Below are 16,018 nucleotides of genomic sequence, written 5' to 3'. Positions count from 1 at the left end.
CGCGTGGCGGGTAATGTGTCAAAGAGAATTCGGAGCGAGTTATGGCAGGTCATTCCAAGTGGGCGAACATCAAGCACCGCAAAGAACGTCAGGATGCCAAGAGAGGCAAGATTTTCACCAAGTGGATTCGTGAGCTGACCGTCGCGGCCCGTCAGGGTGGCGGTGATCCGGGCTCCAATCCGCGTTTGCGCCTGGCCCTGGACAAGGCCCTGGGTGCGAACATGAGTCGCGACATCATTGATCGGGCCATTGCCCGTGGCACCGGTGCGGCAGACACTGACGATGTGGTCGAGTTGACCTATGAAGGTTACGGCCCGGGTGGTGTAGCGGTGATGGTCGAGTGCATGACCGACAACCGCAACCGCACGGCGGCAGCGGTACGCCATGCGTTCAGCAAGTGCGGCGGCAACCTGGGTACCGACGGTTCGGTCGCCTACCTGTTCGAGCGCAAGGGTCAGATCTCCTTTGTGCCTGGCGTTGATGAAGACGCACTGATCGAAGCGGCCATGGAGGCTGATGCCGATGACGTGGTGACCAACGAAGATGGTTCCATCGACGTGTTCACCTCGTTTGCCGGTTTCTATTCCGTGCGTAACGCGCTGGAAGCGGCCGGGTTCAAGGGTGATGACGCGGAAATCGTCATGCTGCCGACCACCAGCGCCGAGCTGGATCTGGAAGGCGCCGAGAAAGTCCTCAAAATGATCGACATGCTCGAAGACCTGGACGACGTACAGAGCGTTTACTCCAACGCGGATATTCCAGAGTCGGTGGCCGCACAGCTCGGTTGATTTTGCCTTTGTAGGAGCGAGCCTGCTCGCGATGAGCCCGAGAGTGGCGTGCTAATTCAGTTGGCTCGCAGCATCGTTGGCGCCCAACGCGAGCTCGCTCCTACAGGTTCGACACTTGGTTTTTTCCAATAGCCCGCAGGCGTTATGACTTTAATTCTAGGTATCGACCCCGGTTCGCGTATCACCGGTTATGGCGTGGTGCGCGATACCGGCCGAGGCTGCGTTTACGTGGCGTCGGGCTGCATTCGCACGGGGTCGGGCGAGTTGCATGAGCGCCTGCAAATCGTTTATCGCGGCGTTCGCGAGGTCATCCAGACCTACGGCCCGGTGACCATGGGCATCGAGAAGGTGTTCATGGCACGTAACGCCGACTCGGCGTTGAAACTCGGACAGGCTCGCGGTGCGGCCATTGTCGCTGGTGCCGAAGAAAACCTGGAAATTGCCGAATACACCGCAACCCAGGTCAAGCAAGCGGTGACCGGGACGGGCGGGGCGAATAAAGAGCAGGTACAAATGATGGTCATGCATATGCTGAAGCTGACCAGCAAGCCGCAAATCGATGCCTCGGATGCCCTGGCCATTGCCATTTGCCATGCTCACACCCGTTCCAGCCTGTTGCCCCATGGTCTGGGCACGGCACGCAGTCGTGGCGGGCGGTTGCGTCTCTGATAGCATCAACAGTCAATTTTATGGAATGAAGGTTTTTCGCCTGTGTCGTCGGCGCAAAATCCTTGTTCTGTCAGTCGCTGGCCTCGCGCTGGCCAACGCTCAAGGATCTGTAACGTGATTGGACGCTTGCGCGGCACACTGGCTGAAAAACAGCCGCCGCATCTGATTCTCGATGTAAACGGTCTGGGGTATGAGCTGGAAGTGCCCATGACTACGCTGTATCGGCTGCCGTCGGTCGGTGAACCGCTGACGCTGCATACCCATTTGGTCGTACGCGAAGACGCGCAGTTACTCTATGGCTTCGTCGGCAAGCGCGAGCGAGACTTTTTTCGCGAGTTGATCCGTCTCAATGGGGTCGGACCGAAATTGGCTCTGGCCTTGATGTCGAGTCTGGAAGTCGACGAGTTGGTCCGTTGCGTGCAATCCCAGGATACTTCGGCGTTGACCAAGGTGCCGGGCGTGGGCAAGAAAACCGCGGAGCGCCTGCTGGTCGAACTCAAGGATCGCTTCAAGGCCTGGGAAACGGTGCCGGCGATGTTTGCCCTGGTGCCGAACCAGCCAGATGGCCCGGCTCCGGTGAACACCGCTGAAAGCGATGCAGTCAGTGCGCTGATTTCCCTGGGTTACAAGCCTCAGGAAGCCAGCAAGGCGATTTCCGCGATCAAGGAGAAAGGCTTGAGCAGTGAAGACCTGATTCGTCGTGCCCTGAAGGGAATGATCTAAGTGATTGAAGCTGATCGTCTGATCGCCGCAACGGGTGGTCCCCGTGATCGCGAGGAAGTCCAGGACCGTGCGATACGTCCTGTCAGCCTGGCCGAATACATTGGTCAGCCGACCGTTCGCGAGCAAATGGAGTTGTTCATCCAGGCGGCCCGCGGGCGCAGTGAGTCCCTGGACCACACGCTGATTTTTGGTCCGCCGGGCCTGGGTAAAACCACCCTGGCCAATATCATCGCCCAGGAAATGGGGGTTTCGATCAAGAGCACTTCGGGGCCTGTGCTGGAGCGACCGGGTGATCTCGCCGCGCTGCTGACCAATCTTGAACCCCATGACGTGCTGTTCATCGACGAAATCCATCGACTGTCGCCGATTGTCGAAGAAGTGCTATACCCGGCCATGGAAGATTTCCAACTCGACATCATGATCGGTGAAGGACCGGCCGCGCGCTCGATCAAGCTGGATCTGCCGCCCTTCACCCTGGTCGGTGCGACCACGCGGGCGGGAATGCTGACCAACCCGTTGCGTGACCGTTTCGGGATCGTGCAGCGCCTGGAGTTCTACAGCACGGCCGACCTGGCCACGATTGTCAGTCGTTCGGCCAGCATCCTCGGTTTGCCGCTGGATCCGGAAGGCGCCTTTGAAATCGCCCGCCGTGCCCGGGGTACCCCGCGAATTGCCAATCGCTTGCTGCGTCGTGTGCGGGATTTCGCCGAAGTTCGTGCCAAGGGGCACATCACCAAGCCGATTGCCGACCTGGCATTGAACCTGCTGGATGTCGATGAGCGTGGCTTCGATCACCAGGACCGACGTCTGTTGCTGACCATGATCGAGAAGTTCGACGGCGGGCCGGTCGGGGTGGACAGTCTCGCCGCAGCCATCAGCGAGGAGCGTCACACCATTGAAGACGTACTTGAACCCTATCTGATTCAGCAGGGCTACATCATGCGCACGCCGCGGGGAAGGGTGGTGACGCGGCATGCATATCTGCATTTCGGCTTGAACATTCCGTCACGATTGGGCGAGATGCCCGTGATAGACGAGTTCCTTGATGCCGTGGACGATTAATAACCTTTGCGCGCTGATTTATTCGGGCATTGTGCTGTCCTAGGACCGTACTTTTGCAAGAAAGCCGCAGAACAATGAAAAACAGTTGTCTCGCCGGATTGGCAACCTGAGGAGTAAGCACTAGAGTATGCGCGCGCAAAACGGGCTTGAGCCTTTCGCACATCGTTGTCGCGTTTATTACGAGGACACCGATGCGGGCGGCATCGTGTATTACGTTAATTACCTCAAGTTTATGGAACGGGCTCGAACCGAGCGGCTACGAGATCTGGGCTTTGCCCAATCGCAGCTGGCAGGGGAGGACCTGTTGTTCGTCGTGCATTCCAGCGAAGCGCGTTACCACGCGCCGGCGCGACTGGACGACGAACTGTTGGTAAGCGCTGAAGTAATCGAATTGAACCGTGCCAGCCTGCGCTTTAAACAGCAGGTCAGGCGGGCTACGGATAATGTGCTGCTCTGCGAGGGGCAGTTTTTGGTGGCCTGTGTGCGCACTAACAGTTTGAAACCCCGGGCCATTCCCGAAGCTCTACGAGCGGCCTTTGCCGACGTGAGCGGCGCGGGTACACACTCAAAGCAGGAGATAAAGCGTGGAAGCTAACGTCGTCGACCATTCCTCCATGTGGAGCCTGGTCAGCAATGCCAGTGTCGTGGTGCAACTGGTAATGCTGATCCTGGTAGCCGCATCGGTGACCTCGTGGATCATGATCTTTCAGCGCAGCAATCTGATACGCGCTGGCCGACGTGCCCTGGAGAGCTTTGAAGAGCGCTTCTGGTCGGGTATCGACCTGTCCAAGCTCTACCGTCAGGCCGGCAGCAACCCGGACCCGGATTCGGGTGTCGAGCAGATCTTCCGCGCCGGTTTCAAAGAGTTCTCCCGTCTACGTCAGCAACCTGGCGTCGATCCTGAAGCCGTCATGGAAGGCGTGGCTCGTGCCATGCGTGTAGCCATTTCCCGCGAAGAAGAAAAGCTCGAGCAGAGTCTGCCATTCCTGGCCACCGTCGGTTCCGTCAGCCCGTACATCGGCCTGTTCGGTACCGTGTGGGGCATCATGAACTCCTTCCGTGGTCTGGCGACTGCCCAGCAAGCAACGCTGGCGACTGTGGCGCCCGGTATCGCCGAAGCCCTGGTCGCCACCGCGATCGGTCTGTTCGCCGCCATCCCGGCCGTTATCGCTTACAACCGCTTCTCTGCTCGCAGCGAAACACTGCTGAGCCGTTACTACACCTTCGCCGACGAATTCCAGGCGATCCTGCACCGCAAAGTGCACACCAGCGAAGAATAAGCAGGTAATTTCCAATGGCTTTAATCGCTCGAGCTCGACACAAGCGCAAGCCGGTCGCCGAGATGAACGTGGTGCCCTACATCGACGTGATGTTGGTACTGCTGGTCATCTTCATGGTGACCGCGCCGATGCTCAATCAGGGCGTGAAAGTTGATCTGCCCAAGGTTTCCAGTGAGGCCTTGCCGCAGGACAACAACACCCAGGTCCTGACCATTTCGATCAAGGCTGACAAGACCTATTACTGGAATCTTGGCAGCGAAGTCGATACAGAGAAGCAGCAGGACAGGGCCATGACCTTGCCTCAAATGACCGATGCGGTGACCAAGATCATTCGCGCCGGTAACGAGGGCGGCAAGCACACCCAGGTCTTCATTCGCGGCGATAAGTCCGTCGATTACGGCTCTGTCATGGGCGCCATGGGCGGATTGCAGAAAGCCGGGGTCGGTAATGTTGGCTTGATTACCGAGGCGCCCTGATGCAACAACAGCGAGAGCCGTCCGCCTCGGAAAGCTACTTCTGGCCTAGTGTCTGGGCGATTGGCTTGCACGTGCTGGTGTTCGGCATGCTGTTTGTCAGTTTCGCCATGACACCGGAACTGCCGCCGGCCAAGCCGATTGTCCAGGCGACCTTGTACCAGCTGAAATCGAAAAGTCGGGCGACCACCCAGACCAATCAGAAGATTGCCGGTGAAGCGCAGAAATCTGCGGCGCGTCAGACCGAAGTCGAACAGATGGAACAGAAGAAGGTCGAGCAGGAAGCGGTGAAGGCTGCGGAACAAAAGAAAGAAGAAGCAGCTCAAAAGGCCGAGGAAGCCAAGAAGGCCGCCGAGTCCAAGAAAGCGGAAGAGGCGAAAAAGGCTGATGAAGCCAAGAAAGCCGACGAAGCGAAGAAGACCGCCGAAGCCAAGAAGGCAGAAGAGAAACAATTGGCTGATATAGCCAAGAAGAAAGCGGAAGAAGAAGCCAAGAAGGCTGCTGAAGAAGAGGCCAAGAAAGCGGCCGCTGAGGAAGCGAAGAAGAAGATCGTCGAAGACGCGAAGAAGAAAGCCGCGGAAGACGCCAAGAAGAAAGCTGAAGCTGAAGAGGCGAAGAAGAAAGTCGCCGAAGAAGCGAAGAAGAAAGCTGCTGCCGATGCTGCGAAGAAGAAAGCGCAGGACGCGGCACGTAAATCCGCCGAGGATAAAAAGGCTCAGGCCCTGGCAGATTTGCTTTCCGACACGCCGCAGCGTCAGCAGGCCTTGGCCGATGAGCAGGGCGACGAAGTCGCCGGCAGTTTCGATGACCTGATTCGGGCTCGTGCAGCGGAAGGCTGGGCTCGTCCACCTTCGGCCCGCAAAGGCATGACGGTCGTGTTGCAAATCGGCATGTTGCCGGACGGTACGGTGACTTCGGTCAGCGTGGCCAAGTCCAGCGGTGACGGTCCATTTGACGCATCGGCTGTAGCGGCGGTGAAGAATATTGGACGTTTGACAGAAATGCAGGGAATGAAGCCGAGCGATTTCGCTCCGTATCGTTCATTCAAGATGACATTCACACCTGAGGATCTAGCCTTGTGAGAAACCTTCTTCGAGGAATGCTGGTCGTTATCTGCTGCATGGCAGGGATGGCGATGGCAGATGAGAAAAACATTCTGGTCACCAGCGGCAGCGATCGGGCTACTCCGATCGCCGTTGTACCGTTCGGCAACCAGGGCGGCAGCGTGCTGCCGGACGACATGGCCGAAATCATCGGTAACGACCTGCGTAACTCGGGTTACTACTCGCCGATTCCCAAGCAGAACATGATCAGCCAGCCAAGCCAGGCCAGCGAAATCATCTACCGTGACTTCAAGGCGCTGGGCGCCCAGTACGTCATGGTCGGTAGCATCGTTCCTGCCGGCGGTCGCCTGCAGGTTCAATACGCACTGTTCAACGTCGCCACCGAGCAGCAAGTGCTGACCGGTAGCGTGTCGGGTGGTGTCGATCAACTGCGCGACATGGCGCACTACATCTCCGACCAGTCGTTCGAAAAACTCACCGGTATCAAAGGTGCGTTCTCGACTCGTCTGCTGTACGTGACCGCCGAGCGTTTCTCCGAGAAGAACACTCGCTACACGCTGCAGCGTTCGGACTACGACGGTGCTCGCGCCGTGACGCTGCTGCAATCGCGTGAACCGATCCTGTCGCCGCGTTTCGCACCGGATGGCAAGCGCATCGCCTACGTATCGTTCGAGCAGAAGCGCCCACGCATCTTCATGCAGAACATCGACACCGGCCGTCGTGAGCAGATCACCAACTTCGAAGGCCTGAACGGTGCGCCAGCCTGGTCGCCAGATGGCAATCGCCTGGCATTCGTATTGTCGAAGGACGGTAACCCTGACATCTACGTGATGAACCTGGGGTCGCGTCAGATCAGCCGTGTCACCAATGGTCCCGGCATCAACACCGAACCGTTCTGGGGTAAGGATGGTTCGACCCTTTACTTCACTTCCGACCGTGGCGGCAAGCCGCAGATCTACAAAACCAGCGTGGGCGGTGGTGGTGCCGAGCGTGTGACCTTCATCGGTAACTACAACGCCAATCCTAAATTGTCGGCTGACGAAAAGACCCTGGTGATGATTCACCGCCAGGACGGTTTCACCAATTTCAAAGTGGCGGCCCAGGATTTGCAGCGAGGCAGTGTAAAAATCCTCACTGATAGCACTCTGGACGAGTCGCCCACTGTCGCGCCCAACGGCACCATGGTAATCTACGCCACCCGCCAGCAGGGCCGGGGAGTCTTGATGCTCGTGTCCATCAATGGACGCGTAAGGCTCCCGCTTCCTACCGCTCAAGGCGAAGTCAGAGAACCTTCCTGGTCCCCTTACCTGAACTGACGCGGCGCTATACGTTTTACTTAACACACTGGGGTTCATTAGGAGTTTCACGATGGAAATGCTGAAGTTTGGTAAATTTGCTGCGCTGGCTCTGGCCATGGCTGTAGCTGTAGGTTGCTCGTCCAAAGGCGGCGACAACGCCGGTGAAGGCGCTGTTGATCCAAACGCTGGTTATGGCGCCAACACTGGTGCTGTTGACGGTTCCCTGAGCGAAGAAGCTGCTCTGCGCGCAATCACCACCTTCTACTTCGAATACGACAGCTCGGACCTGAAGCCAGAAGCCATGCGCGCTCTGGACGTTCACGCCAAAGACCTGAAAGCAAACGGCGCTCGCGTTGTTCTGGAAGGCAACACCGACGAACGTGGTACTCGTGAGTACAACATGGCACTGGGCGAGCGTCGTGCGAAAGCCGTTCAGCGTTACCTGGTACTGCAAGGTGTTTCCCCAGCTCAGCTGGAACTGGTTTCCTACGGCGAAGAGCGTCCAGTTGCTACCGGCAACGACGAGCAGTCCTGGGCTCAAAACCGTCGCGTCGAACTGCGTAAGTAATTCGTCATGCGAACGTGCCGTCGTGCTGTAACTGTCCTGGCTCTCAGTCTCGCACCGCTTTCGGTGTGGGCTGCGGTTCCTGTGGTCGATAACAACTCCGGTTATAACAATAGCGGGAGCAGTTATCCGCCTGCAGGTTACGGTACGAACGGCGCCTATGCCGGGGGAGGGGTTTCGGCCCCTGTCTCGGCACAGGGCGAGCTGTTCAACCAACTGCAATCGATGCAGCAACAAATCGAGCGTCAGCAAGGCGCGATCGAGGTTCTGCAGAATGATGTAGCGCGCATGAAGCAGGAAAACCTGGAGCGATACCAGGACCTGGATCGGCGCATAGGAACCGGCGCTGCACCGGCCGCGACTCCTGAGAATTCTTCTACCGGTGGCAATTTGAATGCCCCCGTTGCAGCCGCTGGCGGAGCTGCGGGAGCGGCTGCCGCTCAAGCACCCGCCGCGGGTAGCGAACCGGCGGACCCGGCGAAGGAAAAGCTCTATTACGACGCAGCCTTCGACCTGATCAAGGCCAAGGATTTCGACAAGGCCAGTCAGGCTTTTGCCGCGTTCCTGCGTAAATACCCGAACAGCCAATACGCGGGTAATGCCCAGTACTGGTTGGGCGAAGTCAACCTGGCCAAAGGCGACCTGCAAGGCGCAGGTCAGGCATTTGCCAAGGTTTCGCAGCTGTACCCGAAGCACGCCAAGGTGCCTGATTCGCTGTACAAGCTCGCTGACGTAGAGCGCCGACTTGGTCACACCGACCGCGTCAAAGGCATTCTGCAGCAGGTGGTTTCCCAGTATCCGGGCACTTCCGCCGCTCAGCTGGCTCAACGCGATCTGCAGCGCATGTAAGCCTGCTTGACCCGTTTCGAAGAAACCCGCGCTTGTCGCGGGTTTTTTCGTTAGAATTCACCCCCTTTTTCTGAAACACGCTTTTTGGGATCTGCGCATTGCCGGGGTTCCTTGAAGTGCCTGACGGAGGCGGACAGCCTGTTTAGCTGTTACGCCCGTGGCGACTATGCAAGACACATTGAGAATTACCGAAGTTTTCTACTCGTTGCAGGGTGAAACTCGGACCGCCGGCCTGCCCACTGTTTTTGTGCGTCTGACCGGTTGCCCGTTGCGTTGCCAATACTGTGACAGTGCCTACGCCTTCACCGGCGGAACCATCCGCACGCTCGACGATATTCTTGAGCAAGTGGCTGGTTTCCGTCCGCGTTATGTCTGTGTCACCGGCGGCGAGCCTCTGGCACAACCCAATGCCATTCCATTGCTCAAGCGGTTGTGCGATGCCGGTTACGAAGTGTCACTGGAAACCAGTGGTTCTCTCGATATATCGGCGGTAGATTCCCGCGTCAGTCGCGTCGTCGACCTGAAAACGCCAGGTTCGAACGAGGCGCATCGCAACCGTTACGAGAACATTGAGCTGCTCACGCCCAACGATCAGGTGAAGTTCGTCATCTGCTCGCGGGAAGACTATGACTGGTCCGTGTCCAAATTGATCCAGTACGGTCTTGATCGGCGCGCTGGCGAAGTCCTGTTCTCGCCTAGTCACCATGACCTTAATGCTCGGGACCTGGCTGACTGGGTGGTGGCGGACAACCTGCCAGTGCGTCTGCAATTGCAGCTGCATAAATATCTTTGGAACGACGAGCCGGGGCGCTGATATGACAGAACAACTGAACACTGCTGAAAAACGTGCGGTCATCCTGCTTTCCGGAGGTTTGGACTCGGCGACTGTCGTGGCCATGGCCCGCGCCGATGGCTACAGCTGCTACACCATGAGCTTCGACTATGGTCAGCGGCACCGTGCCGAATTGCACGCTGCCGAACGTGTTGCTCGTGATCTGGGTGTGGTCGAGCACAAGGTGATCGGACTGAACCTGAATGGCATTGGCGGGTCAGCATTGACCGACAGCAGCATCGACGTGCCGGAAGCGCCGAGCGAAGGCATTCCGGTGACTTATGTCCCGGCACGCAACACGGTGTTTCTCTCGCTGGCGCTGGGTTGGGCGGAAGTGCTGGGCGCGCGTGACATCTTTATCGGCGTGAACGCAGTCGACTACTCTGGTTACCCGGATTGCCGTCCCGAGTTCGTTGAAGCGTTCGAGCGCATGGCCAATCTGGCTACCAAAGCCGGCGTAGAAGGGCAGGGGTTCCGCATCCAGGCGCCACTGCAAAACCTGAGCAAGGCGCAGATCGTCCAGGCTGGCGTGAAGCTCGGTGTGGACTACAGCCTGACCGTTTCCTGCTATCAGGCTGACGATAATGGCCGTGCCTGCGGCAAGTGCGACAGCTGCCGACTGCGTGCGGAAGGCTTTGCGGCGGCCGGAATCAGCGACCCGACACCTTATTTTTGAATTATTTTAAAAAAGGTGTTGAATAGTCCTTAAAAATCAGTATTATACGCGCCACCACACAGCGGGTCGTTAGCTCAGTTGGTAGAGCAGTTGGCTTTTAACCAATTGGTCGTAGGTTCGAATCCCACACGACCCACCATTTTCAAGCTGTTTTAAAAGTCTGGAAGGCCCACGAAAGTGAGGATTTCCGGATTTTTTTTTGCCCGCGATTTAGGTCCGTCCCGTTCTTGGGCTGCACTGCATGACGCAGGTCAGAATCATCTTTTGCATCCCCGGGATATTCTGTAGCCTTGCCCAGCTTCAACACTGTCCGTGCCTGATGAATACCCACTTTCCCGGCGGTACCCCCTGAAGGGTCCGGAGCCGGGTGTATACTCGACTTTCGCGCGAATGCGCCTGCAGGTCTTGCGAACATGACGCAGATTTCCGAACGCCTTCTGGTTCAAGCCCACCTCGACGCCAAGCAGCCCAGGCCGCTGACCGCCGATGAGGAAGCCTATTACCGTGCCGCCATCGCTGCCGAGCTCAAGGCTCAGGACGCAGTGCTGGTGGCTCACTTCTATTGTGATCCGATCATTCAGGCCCTGGCTGAAGAAACCGGGGGCTGTGTCTCCGACTCGCTGGAGATGGCCCGGTTCGGCAATGCCCATCCGGCCAAGACCGTCGTGGTCGCCGGTGTGAAGTTCATGGGCGAAACCGCCAAGATCCTCAACCCGGAAAAGCGCATCCTGATGCCGACCCTGGAAGCGACTTGTTCGCTGGACCTGGGTTGCCCCGTCGACGAGTTTTCCGCGTTCTGCGATCAGCACCCCGAGCGTACGGTGGTGGTTTATGCCAACACGTCGGCAGCGGTCAAAGCCCGGGCGGATTGGGTGGTGACGTCCAGCTGCGCGCTGGAGATCGTCGAGAGCCTCATGGATAACGGCGAAACGATCATCTGGGGCCCGGACAAGCACCTTGGCACCTACATTCAGCGCCAGACCGGCGCCGACATGCTGCTTTGGGATGGTGCCTGCATCGTTCACGAGGAATTCAAATCCAAGCAGCTCGAAGACATGAAGGCGCTGTATCCCGAGGCGGCGATTCTGGTGCACCCGGAATCGCCGACGTCGGTGATCGAACTGGCGGATGCCGTTGGCTCCACCAGTCAGCTGATCGCGGCGGCGCAGAGCCTGCCGAACAAGACTCTGATTGTCGCCACTGACCGTGGCATCTTCTACAAGATGCAGCAGCTGTGTCCGGACAAGGTCTTTATCGAGGCGCCAACGGCCGGTAACGGCGCGGCATGCCGCAGTTGCGCACATTGCCCATGGATGGCGATGAATACCCTTGAGCGCACGCTGAAGAGCTTGAAGGAGGGGGCGAATGAGATCTTTGTTGATCCTGCGCTGATACCACAGGCGATTCGACCGCTGAAGCGCATGCTCGATTTCACCCAGGCGGCGCGGATGAAACTGGCGGGCAACGCCTGAGATCAATCAGCGAGTAGAAAAAACGGTGGGAGCGAGCCTGCTCGCGATAGCGGACTGTCAGTCACATGCATGTTGACTGATACGCCGCCATCGCGAGCAGGCTCGCTCCCACAATGATTTGTGCGGTGCGAATTTATTTGGATTTCTTTGGAATCCGCACCAGTTGAGTATTGGAATACATGTCATGCCAACTGCGTTTCTGCTTGTCGAACAGCGACCAGAAAAAACCCAGGCCGACACATAGCAGCGATGCGATGGCCACCACGAAGCGCAACAAAGCTTGCCACAGGCTGATGGATGAGCCGTCGGCATTCTGCACGCGGATGCACCAGACCTGCATCCCCAGCGTCTGCCCAGACCAGGTCCAGAACTTGGCGAAAAAGCCGAACAGTACGAACAGGAGCACTGTCGACAGCAGTGGATCGCCATCCAGTGCGCCGGATTCGGTGAGGGCGCGCATTTTGTCTTCGCCGATGATCGCCATTTGAATCATCTTGTAGATGCCGCTGGTGACTATCAGCAGCGCGGTACACAGCAGGAAGTCGTAGAACATCGCGGCCAGGCGACGACCCAGGCCAGCGACAGGGAAATCGCCCTGAGGAGTAAGCAGGTGTTTCGACATGGCAGGCTCTCGGCGAAAAAAGAAGCCATTTTACGGATTTGCGCGCACAAAAAAGCCCCTGATGTCAGCATCAGGGGCTTTTTCGTTACAGAAAATTAGACTTCTGCGATGACTTCGTCAGCCTGCATGCCTTTCTGGCCTTGCACAGCGATGAAAGTCACTTTTTGGCCTTCTTTCAGGCTCTTGAAGCCGTTGCCCTGAATAGCGCGGAAATGCACGAACAGATCCGGACCGCTCTCTGGAGTGATAAAACCAAAACCTTTCTCGTCGTTAAACCACTTGACGGTACCGCTCTGACGTTGGGACATTTCTTATTTCCTTTGACGCTAAAATTGATGACAGCCTCCTTCTCATGAAAGAGTACTGGGGCTGGTTGCAGGAGAGTAAGAAGACGTCGAACGGGATGTAGCTAACTTGTAGGCTACTGCCCAGGTCACGATTCCAAGCGACCCATGCAAACACAGTGAACAAACTCTACGCCAACTACGGGAGAAAAAACAAGCCCCCGCAAAGCCCCCGGTTTTCCTCAGTTTGAGCAATTTTCCGGTCGGTTAGTGGGTGCGTTATTCGTTATGCTTGTTCAATTGTTTTCGATCGTTATAAGCAAAGTTCATAATCGAAGCTTAGATTCAAACAGTGCACTATTTTATGGCGGTTGCGTTACACATTAGTGCACTGTTAACGCAACCGCGTTACTTATAGGAACAGTCAATCAGCCGCGATAGTAGCGTTGTGGAACAAATGGCATTTTGCTTACAAGCAAAGGAACCTTTTTCCCACGAACAATCGCCCAAACCGGCGTATCGAGCGCGATATAAGCGCTGTCGAGGTAACCCATCGCCAAAGGACCGCCAAGGGTCGGCCCGAAACCGCCGCTGCAGACGCTGCCGATGATCTCGCCGGCTTCGTTGACGATCTCTGCGCCTTCGCGCACCGGGGTGCGTTCCTGTGGCAGCAGGCCGACACGTTTGCGGCCGACGCCGGTCTGTTGTTGAGCGAATACCGTCTCAGCCCCAGGGAAGCCACCGGCTCGCGCGCCATCGGTACGGCGTGGCTTGGAGATGGCCCACAACAGGCTAGCTTCGATCGGAGTGGTGTCGGTGTTCATGTCGTGGCCGTACAGGCACAGGCCGGCTTCCAGGCGCAGCGAGTCGCGCGCGCCAAGGCCGATGGCTTCGACTTCAGGTTCGGCCAGCAGGGCGCGGGCCAGGGCTTCGGCGTTTTGTGCCGGTACGGAGATTTCGAAGCCGTCTTCACCGGTGTAGCCCGAGCGGCTGACAAAACACTCCACGCCCAAAAGTTTCACTCGAGTGAACTGCATGAATGTCATCTTTGCCACTTCCGGCGCCAGGCGTGCCAGGACAGTGACGGCCGCCGGGCCTTGCAGAGCGAGCAGCGCGCGTTCTTCGAACAGTGGCTCGATGGTGCATTGATTGCCGATGTGCTTGCGCAGGTGCGCCAGGTCCTGATCTTTACAGGCGGCGTTGACCACCAGGAACAACTCGTCGTTACCCAGGTTGGCGACCATCAGGTCGTCGAGGATGCCACCGCTCTCATTGGTGAACATCGCGTAGCGCTGCATGCCCACCGGCAGGTCGATGATGTCCACTGGCACGAGGGTTTCCAGGGCCTTGGCGGCGTTGGCGCCGGTCAGGCGGATCTGGCCCATGTGCGACACATCAAACAGGCCGGCCTGGTCGCGGGTGTGTTGGTGTTCTTTCATCACGCCCAGCGGGTATTGCACAGGCATGTCATAGCCCGCGAACGGAACCATGCGTGCGCCGAGCTCGATGTGCAGGGCGTGCAACGGGGTTTTCAACAGTTGTTCGGTGGACATATTCAGCTCCTGAAGAAGTGTGCAGGTGAGCGCACATCAGCACTCGATAATGTTGACCGCGAGACCGCCACGGGCGGTCTCCTTGTATTTGCTTTTCATGTCGGCGCCGGTCTGGCGCATGGTGCGAATGACCTTGTCGAGGGAGACGAAATGTTGGCCGTCACCACGCATGGCCATGCGCACGGCATTGATGGCCTTGACCGATCCCATGGCATTGCGCTCGATGCAAGGCACCTGCACCAGTCCGCCAATCGGGTCGCAAGTCAGGCCGAGGTTGTGTTCCATGCCGATTTCAGCGGCGTTCTCCACTTGCTGAACGCTGCCGCCGAGGACTTCGCAAAGCGCGCCGGCCGCCATGGAGCACGCCACGCCCACCTCACCCTGGCAACCGACTTCGGCGCCCGAGATCGAGGCGTTTTCCTTGTACAGGATGCCGATGGCCGCAGCGGTCAGCAGGAAACGCACGACCCCGTCATTGTTCGCGCCGGGAATAAAGCGCATGTAGTAATGCAGCACGGCCGGAATGATCCCGGCCGCACCGTTGGTGGGGGCCGTGACCACGCGTCCGCCGTTGGCGTTTTCTTCGTTCACGGCCAGGGCGTAGAGGTTGACCCAGTCCAGCACGGAGAGTGGATCGCGCAAGGCGGACTCGGGGTTGCTGCACAATTGCCGATGCAGCGCTGCCGCACGACGCTTGACCTTCAAACCGCCAGGCAGGATGCCTTCGTTGCGGCAACCGGCGGCGACACAGTCCTGCATCACTTGCCAGATTTTCAGCAGACCGGCGCGGGTTTCCGCTTCCGGACGCCAGGCGCTTTCGTTGGTCAGCATCACCTCGCTGATCGACAAGCCATAGGTGGTGCAGTGACCGAGCAGGTCCTTGGCACTTTTGAAGGGAAAGGTCAGGGGCGTGGCATCTTCAACGATGCGGTCGGCGCCTGCAGCGTCTTCATCGACGACAAACCCGCCGCCGACCGAGTAGTACTCGCGGCTGCGAATTTGCAGGCCTGCCGCATCGAACGCGCGGAAGATCATGCCGTTAGGGTGATAGGCCAACGGCTTGCGAATCATGGCCAGGTGTTCTTTCTCGTTGAACGCAATGCTGTGTTCGCCGAGCAGGTTCAAGCGTCCGTTGCCGCGAATCTCATGCAGGCGGGCGGTGACGGTTTCGGTGTTTACGGTGTCCGGGTGTTCGCCCTCCAGGCCGAGCAACACAGCCTTGTCGCTGCCGTGGCCCTTGCCGGTGGCACCCAGCGAACCGTAGAGCTCGACCTTGACGCAGGTCGTCGTTGTCAGCAGTCCGTCACGGCGTAAGCCTTCGGCGAAACGCGCGGCGGCACGCATCGGGCCGACGGTATGGGAGCTGGAAGGGCCGATGCCAATCTTGAACAGGTCGAACACGCTTAACGACATGGTTGTTCTCCGGTTTCTTGTTATAGGAATGGACGGAAATTCTGGCTTGATGCATTCCCTGCGGGAGCAGGCTTGCCAGCGATGGCGGTGGGTCAGGCAACAGATACGTAGACTGATCCACCCTCATCGCTGGCAAGCCAGCTCCTACAGGGTTTTGTGGTGTTCTTGAAAGTGGGGGCGGGCAAACCCGCCCCCTCATTCGTTTAAGCGTAGCTTTCGATCGACGGGCAGGCGCAAACCAGGTTGCGGTCGCCGAAGACGTTGTCGACACGACCGACCGGTGGCCAGTACTTGCCTTCGATCAGCGACGCTACCGGATAAACCGCCTGCTCCCGGCTATACGGATGCGACCACTCACCGACCAGCTCCGCCGCGGTGTGCGGGGCGTTTTTCAG

The 16,018-nt window shown here is 58.2% G+C and carries 19 protein-coding genes and 1 tRNA gene; 15 read left to right on the top strand and 5 right to left on the bottom strand.

Features of this window, described 5'->3' with window-relative positions; all coding sequences use genetic code 11:
* Positions 1-41: 41 nt before the first annotated feature.
* The 15 genes from JQF37_RS08435 to nadA all read left to right on the top strand — a co-directional run bounded on the left by JQF37_RS08435 (position 42) and on the right by nadA (position 11,751).
* Positions 42-788, top strand: a complete 747-nt coding sequence (locus tag JQF37_RS08435) for a YebC/PmpR family DNA-binding transcriptional regulator (RefSeq protein ID WP_130204601.1) — start codon at positions 42-44, stop codon at positions 786-788.
* Positions 789-932: 144 nt separating this feature from the next.
* Complete coding sequence (ruvC, locus tag JQF37_RS08430; RefSeq protein ID WP_034149140.1) at positions 933-1,457, top strand: crossover junction endodeoxyribonuclease RuvC; 525 nt, start codon at positions 933-935, stop codon at positions 1,455-1,457.
* Positions 1,458-1,571: 114 nt separating this feature from the next.
* Positions 1,572-2,180: a Holliday junction branch migration protein RuvA gene (gene ruvA / locus JQF37_RS08425; protein ID WP_047532510.1), complete on the top strand. Its 609-nt coding sequence runs from the start codon at positions 1,572-1,574 to the stop codon at positions 2,178-2,180.
* Positions 2,181-3,242 (top strand): Holliday junction branch migration DNA helicase RuvB, encoded by a 1,062-nt coding sequence (gene ruvB / locus JQF37_RS08420; protein ID WP_090464626.1) that lies wholly within the window; start codon positions 2,181-2,183, stop codon positions 3,240-3,242.
* Positions 3,243-3,369: 127 nt separating this feature from the next.
* Positions 3,370-3,837, top strand: a complete 468-nt coding sequence (ybgC, locus tag JQF37_RS08415; RefSeq protein WP_130204603.1) for a tol-pal system-associated acyl-CoA thioesterase — start codon at positions 3,370-3,372, stop codon at positions 3,835-3,837.
* Positions 3,827-4,522 (top strand): protein TolQ, encoded by a 696-nt coding sequence (tolQ, locus tag JQF37_RS08410; protein ID WP_047532507.1) that lies wholly within the window; start codon positions 3,827-3,829, stop codon positions 4,520-4,522. Before ybgC ends, tolQ begins: the two co-directional genes overlap by 11 nt.
* Positions 4,523-4,545: 23 nt before the next feature.
* Positions 4,546-4,998 (top strand): protein TolR, encoded by a 453-nt coding sequence (tolR, locus tag JQF37_RS08405; RefSeq protein ID WP_161793955.1) that lies wholly within the window; start codon positions 4,546-4,548, stop codon positions 4,996-4,998.
* Positions 4,998-6,077 (top strand): cell envelope integrity protein TolA, encoded by a 1,080-nt coding sequence (gene tolA, locus JQF37_RS08400; RefSeq protein WP_047532505.1) that lies wholly within the window; start codon positions 4,998-5,000, stop codon positions 6,075-6,077. Before tolR ends, tolA begins: the two co-directional genes overlap by 1 nt.
* A gap of 17 nt (positions 6,078-6,094) precedes the next feature.
* Positions 6,095-7,375 carry a Tol-Pal system beta propeller repeat protein TolB gene (tolB, locus tag JQF37_RS08395; RefSeq protein ID WP_189340262.1) on the top strand — a complete coding sequence of 427 codons (1,281 nt, stop codon included), beginning with the start codon at positions 6,095-6,097 and terminating at the stop codon, positions 7,373-7,375.
* A 52-nt stretch (positions 7,376-7,427) separates the two neighbouring features.
* Positions 7,428-7,925 (top strand): peptidoglycan-associated lipoprotein Pal, encoded by a 498-nt coding sequence (gene pal, locus JQF37_RS08390; RefSeq protein ID WP_003178634.1) that lies wholly within the window; start codon positions 7,428-7,430, stop codon positions 7,923-7,925.
* Positions 7,926-7,931: 6 nt separating this feature from the next.
* Entirely contained in the window at positions 7,932-8,771 is an 840-nt protein-coding gene (ybgF, locus tag JQF37_RS08385) for a tol-pal system protein YbgF (RefSeq protein ID WP_130204607.1), read from the top strand.
* Positions 8,772-8,937: 166 nt separating this feature from the next.
* Positions 8,938-9,585 (top strand): 7-carboxy-7-deazaguanine synthase QueE, encoded by a 648-nt coding sequence (gene queE, locus JQF37_RS08380; RefSeq protein WP_047532495.1) that lies wholly within the window; start codon positions 8,938-8,940, stop codon positions 9,583-9,585.
* Position 9,586: 1 nt separating this feature from the next.
* On the top strand, positions 9,587-10,279 hold the full coding sequence (gene queC / locus JQF37_RS08375) for a 7-cyano-7-deazaguanine synthase QueC (RefSeq protein ID WP_103406786.1): 693 nt from the start codon (positions 9,587-9,589) through the stop codon (positions 10,277-10,279).
* Between the two features lie 63 nt (positions 10,280-10,342).
* Positions 10,343-10,418, top strand: a tRNA-Lys gene (locus tag JQF37_RS08370).
* A 274-nt stretch (positions 10,419-10,692) separates the two neighbouring features.
* Positions 10,693-11,751, top strand: coding sequence for a quinolinate synthase NadA (nadA, locus tag JQF37_RS08365; RefSeq protein WP_130204609.1), 1,059 nt, complete (start codon positions 10,693-10,695; stop codon positions 11,749-11,751).
* Positions 11,752-11,884: 133 nt separating this feature from the next.
* Here the strand turns inward: nadA and JQF37_RS08360 are convergent, their stop codons facing one another.
* The 5 genes from JQF37_RS08360 to JQF37_RS08340 all read right to left on the bottom strand — a co-directional run.
* The gene (locus JQF37_RS08360) at positions 11,885-12,373 is read right to left on the bottom strand and encodes an RDD family protein (RefSeq protein ID WP_130204611.1); all 489 of its coding nucleotides are present in this window, start codon (positions 12,371-12,373) and stop codon (positions 11,885-11,887) included.
* 95 nt (positions 12,374-12,468) lie between these two features.
* On the bottom strand, positions 12,469-12,681 hold the full coding sequence (locus JQF37_RS08355; protein ID WP_130204613.1) for a cold-shock protein: 213 nt from the start codon (positions 12,679-12,681) through the stop codon (positions 12,469-12,471).
* A gap of 404 nt (positions 12,682-13,085) precedes the next feature.
* Positions 13,086-14,210, bottom strand: a complete 1,125-nt coding sequence (gcvT, locus tag JQF37_RS08350; RefSeq protein ID WP_130204615.1) for a glycine cleavage system aminomethyltransferase GcvT — start codon at positions 14,208-14,210, stop codon at positions 13,086-13,088.
* A 36-nt stretch (positions 14,211-14,246) separates the two neighbouring features.
* On the bottom strand, positions 14,247-15,623 hold the full coding sequence (locus tag JQF37_RS08345; RefSeq protein ID WP_130204617.1) for an L-serine ammonia-lyase: 1,377 nt from the start codon (positions 15,621-15,623) through the stop codon (positions 14,247-14,249).
* A 203-nt stretch (positions 15,624-15,826) separates the two neighbouring features.
* On the bottom strand, positions 15,827-16,018 hold a 192-nt coding region (locus JQF37_RS08340), incomplete at its 5' end, for a hypothetical protein (RefSeq protein WP_204149614.1).

It is taken from the genome of Pseudomonas sp. MIL9, from assembly GCF_016887925.1.
GTDB classification, from domain to species: domain Bacteria; phylum Pseudomonadota; class Gammaproteobacteria; order Pseudomonadales; family Pseudomonadaceae; genus Aquipseudomonas; species Aquipseudomonas mohnii.
The sequence above is the reverse complement of the archived record's forward strand: the minus strand, read 5'-3'. Positions and strand labels throughout refer to the sequence as shown.

Bases quoted from the DNA above. Each gene is read 5' to 3' on its own strand.
- JQF37_RS08435 (WP_130204601.1), top strand. From the start codon at position 42: ATGGCAGGTCATTCCAAGTGGGCGAACATCAAGCACCGCAAAGAACGT.
- ruvC (WP_034149140.1), top strand. From the start codon at position 933: ATGACTTTAATTCTAGGTATCGACCCCGGTTCGCGTATCACCGGTTAT.
- ybgC (WP_130204603.1), top strand. From the start codon at position 3,370: ATGCGCGCGCAAAACGGGCTTGAGCCTTTCGCACATCGTTGTCGCGTT.
- tolA (WP_047532505.1), top strand. From the start codon at position 4,998: ATGCAACAACAGCGAGAGCCGTCCGCCTCGGAAAGCTACTTCTGGCCT.
- tolB (WP_189340262.1), top strand. From the start codon at position 6,095: ATGCTGGTCGTTATCTGCTGCATGGCAGGGATGGCGATGGCAGATGAG.
- pal (WP_003178634.1), top strand. From the start codon at position 7,428: ATGGAAATGCTGAAGTTTGGTAAATTTGCTGCGCTGGCTCTGGCCATG.
- ybgF (WP_130204607.1), top strand. From the start codon at position 7,932: ATGCGAACGTGCCGTCGTGCTGTAACTGTCCTGGCTCTCAGTCTCGCA.
- queE (WP_047532495.1), top strand. From the start codon at position 8,938: ATGCAAGACACATTGAGAATTACCGAAGTTTTCTACTCGTTGCAGGGT.
- queC (WP_103406786.1), top strand. From the start codon at position 9,587: ATGACAGAACAACTGAACACTGCTGAAAAACGTGCGGTCATCCTGCTT.
- nadA (WP_130204609.1), top strand. From the start codon at position 10,693: ATGACGCAGATTTCCGAACGCCTTCTGGTTCAAGCCCACCTCGACGCC.
- JQF37_RS08360 (WP_130204611.1), bottom strand. From the start codon at position 12,373: ATGTCGAAACACCTGCTTACTCCTCAGGGCGATTTCCCTGTCGCTGGC.
- JQF37_RS08355 (WP_130204613.1), bottom strand. From the start codon at position 12,681: ATGTCCCAACGTCAGAGCGGTACCGTCAAGTGGTTTAACGACGAGAAA.
- gcvT (WP_130204615.1), bottom strand. From the start codon at position 14,210: ATGTCCACCGAACAACTGTTGAAAACCCCGTTGCACGCCCTGCACATC.
- JQF37_RS08345 (WP_130204617.1), bottom strand. From the start codon at position 15,623: ATGTCGTTAAGCGTGTTCGACCTGTTCAAGATTGGCATCGGCCCTTCC.